Origin of the sequence: Novosphingobium sp. CCH12-A3 (assembly GCF_001556015.1) — a bacterium.
In the GTDB taxonomy this organism is placed as follows: domain Bacteria; phylum Pseudomonadota; class Alphaproteobacteria; order Sphingomonadales; family Sphingomonadaceae; genus Novosphingobium; species Novosphingobium subterraneum.
Genome location: NZ_LSIA01000025.1, coordinates 1 through 5,033 on the forward strand (window position 1 = coordinate 1; position 5,033 = coordinate 5,033).

Sequence of the window (5,033 nt, forward strand, 5' to 3'; positions counted from 1 at the left end):
CGGGTCGTCAAGCTAACCCACTGATACCACTCAACTTAGTTTCGGATCGGGCTCTTACCGATGGAGCCATCATGTCATTGCCCGAAATCGACTTCAAGAAGATCCGCCTCCACGGCAACCAGTCCATGGCGTTCGAGGAGCTGTGCTGCCAGCTGGCGAATGACGAGGTCTCGCCCGGCCGGGTAAAGTTCGATCGCAAGGGCGGCGGCGGCGATGGCGGCGTCGAATGTTTCGAGACGCTCGCGGATGGCTCGGAAACCGGCTGGCAGGTGAAATATTATTTCGACATCGGCTCTGCGCTTCGGTCGTTGGACAAGTCGCTCGACAAGGCATTGGTCAAACATCTGGAGATGACGCGCTTCATCGCCTGCTTTCCCTTCGATCTGGCCGACTCGCGCAAGGAAGACGTCGAGACCGCGCTCAGCAAATGGGAGGCTTGGCGTACCGGTCGCATCGACGCCGCCGCGGCAACAGGCAGAACTATCGCGATCGAACGGTGGGACGCGCACGAACTGCGCCAGCGCCTGACCGCGAGCAACCCTCGCGCCGCCGGCCGCGTCGCTTATTGGTTCGACCAGCAACTGTTCACGGCCGACTGGTTCAAGACCCGATTCGACCGTGCGCGGTCGAGCCTAGGCGACCGCTACGATCCCGAAGGCCATATCGATTTGCCGGTCGGCCAGGCGATCCGCGCCGTGGCCGGCGATCCCGCGTTCTTCGACGAACTGGGCGCGCTCGGCGCCGCGATCCGCCGCGCCGCCGAAACGGCGTTTCCGGTTTCGGGCACGCCTGTTGAGGCAGCGTGCGGCGCCGCCGCGACTGCGTTTTCGGTTATGGCTGAGAGCCGAACCGTCGCCATTTCCGATTTGCGCGACCTGATCCGCGCCGCCGCGGACGCTGCCTTCGCGCTGCACGACGAGCTCGATGCCGCCAATGGCGGGCAGGGTCCGAGCGAGGAAATGAGTAAAGTGTCGGATCTCGCGGCACGGCTTCGCGGCTTCTTGGGCATAATTCGCCAGCCCCACTGGGCGTTGCTCAACCGGCAGTCGCTCCTTGTCTACGGTGCCGCCGGAACCGGAAAGTCGCATCTCCTTGCCGATGCCTGCGCCCACCAACTGGGCGGTGAGCGCCCGGCGCTGATGATCTTGGGCGGAACTCTCGCCGATGCCGAGCCTTGGGAACAAATTCTCAAGAGCCTCGACCTTCCTCGCCATCTCGAAGTCAGCCAGTTTCTGGGCGCGCTCAATGCCGCAGGCGAAACTTCGGGGACGCGCGCGCTCATCGCGATCGACGCGCTCAACGAGAAGAACGGGCAAGCCATCTGGCCCGAACGGCTCGCGGGGCTGCTCCACGACGTTGCGCAATTTCCCTGGATCGCGGTCGTCTTGTCGTGCCGGACCACCTATGTCGATCTCGTCATCCCCGACACGCTCGATGAAGCCAAATTGCCGCGTATCGCTCATCATGGCTTTTCCGTCGCCGAAGTGCGCGCTTATCTGAGGCGGCGCGGCATGACCCTACCGGAGACCCCGCTCCAGGTTGCCGAATTTCAGACGCCGCTCTTCCTGCGCCTCTATTGCGACGCGCTCGATTATGAAGGCGAAACCTTGCTCGCGCGCGGGCTTGGCGGCGTCAGCGACATCTTCCGCGCCTATACCGCTGCGGTGCTGCGGCGGGTCCATCGTCAATTGAAGGTTCCGCCCGGGCGCACGCCCGCCGACAAGGCACTGGCGGGGCTCGTGCGCGAGATGGCCGATACGGGCCGATCGCACCTCGATCTCGATCGCGCCGAGACGATCGTACGCGCGGTGCATCCGGGCCAGTCGAGCGACGACGATATGCTTTTCCAGCTCGAAAATGAGGGGATGCTCTCGGTCGAGCCCGTGTACAACACTATGGGGAATATGGTTTCGACGGTGCGCTTCACCTTCGAGCGGATGGGCGATCATGCGATCGCCGCCGATCTTTTGTCGCGGGGCGGCGGTGATCCCGCGACGATCTGCGCCCCAGGAACGCCGTTGCACTCCGCGCTGAGCGACGAGGAAAGCTGGCTCGTCCCCAGCCTGCTCGAGGCGCTGGCGGTCCAGCTCCCTGAGAAATTCGGCGTCGAGCTTCCCGATCTTCCCGGCCTGCCCAACGAGCCCGGGCTTGTGGCGGCGTTCGAACAGAGCCTCGAGGCCCGCCGCCTCGACGCGATCACGGCGCGAACCTGGGAGTTGGTCGACCGGCTCGGCGGGCCGATGCTGCGGTACAAGACGCTAATCGCGCTCGCGACGGAGCCCGGTCATCCCAACAATGTCCTGCATCTCGATCGCGAATTGCGCGGCCTGCCGATGCCCGATCGCGACGCGCGCTGGTCGGTACACCTCGCCCAAGCGCCCGAGGCGGCATTTCATCTGATCGACTGGGTTCGCGCAGCCGATCCCGCCGGCATCTCGGACGCGCGAGCCGAGCTCGCCGCGGTCCAGCTCATCTGGTTCCTGACCGCGACTCGCCGCGCCGTGCGCGACAAGGCGACCAAGGCATTGGTGGTGCTGCTCGCCGATCGCCCGGATCTAGCGATGAAGCTCTGGCGCGATTTCCTGGGCCTCGACGATCTCTATGTCGTCGAACGCCTCGCTGCGGCCTTGTACGGCGCCGCGATGCAGGGGCGCTGGAGCCTCGACGCATTGCGCGCGGGCGCCGAGTTGCTGCAGGCCGGCCTGTTCGCCGGTGGCTCTCCGCCGGCTAACGCGCTGCTGCGCGATCACGCCTCCGGGCTGATCGGCTATGCCGCCGCGCGCGGAGCGCTGCCGTCGGGATTCGATCTCGCCTCGACGCGGGCGCCCTTTGCCAGCGCATGGCCGATCGAGCATGTATCGGAAGACCAGATTGCCGGGTTCACAGCGTCCTATGACAGCGGCGAGCCGATCGAGGACGATATCGTCTCTTCGCTGAAAGATGGCGATTTCGCGCGCTATGTCGTCGATCCGGTGGCGCGGCGCTTCAGCCCGGCGCCGCGCGGAACCGAAACGCTTCCCACCGCCAAGGACCTGCACACCGCGTGGCTTACCGATTTCACCGCCGGGGCGAGCGCTGCAGATCGCGATGCCTATGCGGCGATGATGAGCGAGATCGCGGCAATCAAAGGGGAGCGCGACGGACCGGTCCATGCCGATCGCCGCGAAGCGCTGCGCGCTTCCAAGCGTGCCTTTCGAGACGCGATCGGACCCGAACGGTTCGAGGACTGGCGCGCGCGCGCCGAAAGCTGGCGCGACGAAGGCATGTACCAGGATTTCGCGCCACGCGGTGCGGCGGGCTTCAACCTCGCCTGGGCGCGGCGCTGGGTGATGTGGCGCGCGCATGCGCTGGGCTGGTCCGAAGCCCTGCATCACGCGTTTGATCGCACCATTCGGACCGGGCGTAACAGTCACGATGTCGAACGGATCGGCAAGAAATACCAGTGGCTCGCAACCTATGAGCTGGCCGCGCGGATGGCGGATAATCTCGCGCTGATGCCCCGCGCGGACGAGCTCGGCCCCGATCGTCTCCGGAACCTCGATCCCTCGATGCTGCGTGAGCGCACCGAGGACGATGGCTGGCGCAGCGGCGCGGAAACCGGCTTTTGGGCGCCTTATGCCCCGAGCATCGACGCCGCGACGCCGCACGAAGCGCTTGCTTGGCTGAACGCCGACAGCGCGATGCTCGACAGCGCGGACACGGTCGAAGTGAGAAGCCGGGACGAACGCCAATGGCTGGTCCTGACCGGGTTCGAGCTGTGGGAAGACAATAGGACGGGCGTCCGTTCGGAATCATGGCGCAGGGTCGGCTGCACCGTCGTTCGCGCGACGGATCGTGACGCGGTGTTGGCGCGGCTCAAGAAGATTCACATGACCGCGCAGCACGACATGCCGATCGCGGGCGGAGATTCCTATGGCACGCATCTAGGGGAACATCCCTGGGCCTTCGCTGATCGCGCCGACGATGGTTGGATCGCGGAATGGCGGCCCAATGGGGCCGACTGGAAGCTGCCCGGCCAAGCCGTGCGCCCTCCCACCGCCGAATATAATGCCGAGAGCAACGGTTACGACTATTCGATTACTCAGAATATCACGCTCAACCTGCCCGCGGGCTGGCTGATGGAGAAACTGGGTCTTCATCTCTCCGACGGCTACTTGATCGAATATCGCGACGCCGAGGACCGGGTGGTGTTCATGGACCCCTCGGTCGATCAGCCCGGCCGCAACGTGGCACTGGTCGAGCGGACCTCGTTTCTCGATATGCTCGCGCGCGAGGGGCTGGTCGCGATCTGGGCGGTCGCGGGCGAGAAGTCGGTCTTCGGCGAGACGCATAGCGATGGCTTTGGCGGCCGCCGCGCCTTTACCCGGTTATTTTATTCGGATGGCTTCTGCCTCCACGCGCTGGATCGCTACGAAACCTTCGAGAAGCCGACCGCGCGGCAGCGCGCGATCCTGCTCGGCGAGGATCCGGCGGGCCTGCCGGACGATGAGGTTGAGGATGCGGACGAGGAAAGCCGCGCGGATCTCTTGGAGTGCGCGGTTGCTTTGTTGGAGCAGCTTAAGGCTCAGGGTTCGTCAGCGGCGGTTACGCTCAGCGAGACGCAACAGCCCGAACGGATCGATGACCAGGATCTACCGGACACAGCGCTCGGCGGCGCGGTCCCGCGCGAGCCGTAGGACGTTCTCCGCTCGCTATTCGAACCCGGTGAAGCGCTCGGGCTTGAGATGCGTCTCGTCGAACGGTGCCGTCAGATCCAGGGTGCGCGAAGCCAAGGCCACGCCTTTCATCGGGTCTCGGCCGACATGAAGCAGAATGACGGGTTCGCCCGGCGCGAGCGCGGCGGCTTCGTTCTAAGAGCCCGAACCGAAAGTTGTTGAGCAATACCAGCATGTTGTGATTCACGCCTCTTTGCGAAGAGATGGAGTGAATGGTGACATGGACTGGTATTGCCCGGCGCGAGCATAGCCGGGAGGGATTGCGATATCCATCGGATATGACGGATGCGGAGTGGGCGCTGGCAGAGCCATTCGTGC

1 protein-coding gene and 1 pseudogene are annotated in these 5,033 nt (G+C 65.0%); both read left to right on the plus strand.

Annotated elements, in window-relative coordinates; all coding sequences use genetic code 11:
• Positions 1 to 71 precede the first annotated feature (71 nt).
• The gene (locus AX703_RS02175; protein WP_197423582.1) at positions 72 to 4,676 is read left to right on the plus strand and encodes an AAA family ATPase; all 4,605 of its coding nucleotides are present in this window, start codon (positions 72 to 74) and stop codon (positions 4,674 to 4,676) included.
• A gap of 251 nt (positions 4,677 to 4,927) precedes the next feature.
• A pseudogene (locus AX703_RS27150) lies at positions 4,928 to 5,033 on the plus strand (IS5/IS1182 family transposase); the annotation flags it as partial.

Bases quoted from the DNA above. Each gene is read 5' to 3' on its own strand.
- AX703_RS02175 (WP_197423582.1), top strand. From the start codon at position 72: ATGTCATTGCCCGAAATCGACTTCAAGAAGATCCGCCTCCACGGCAAC.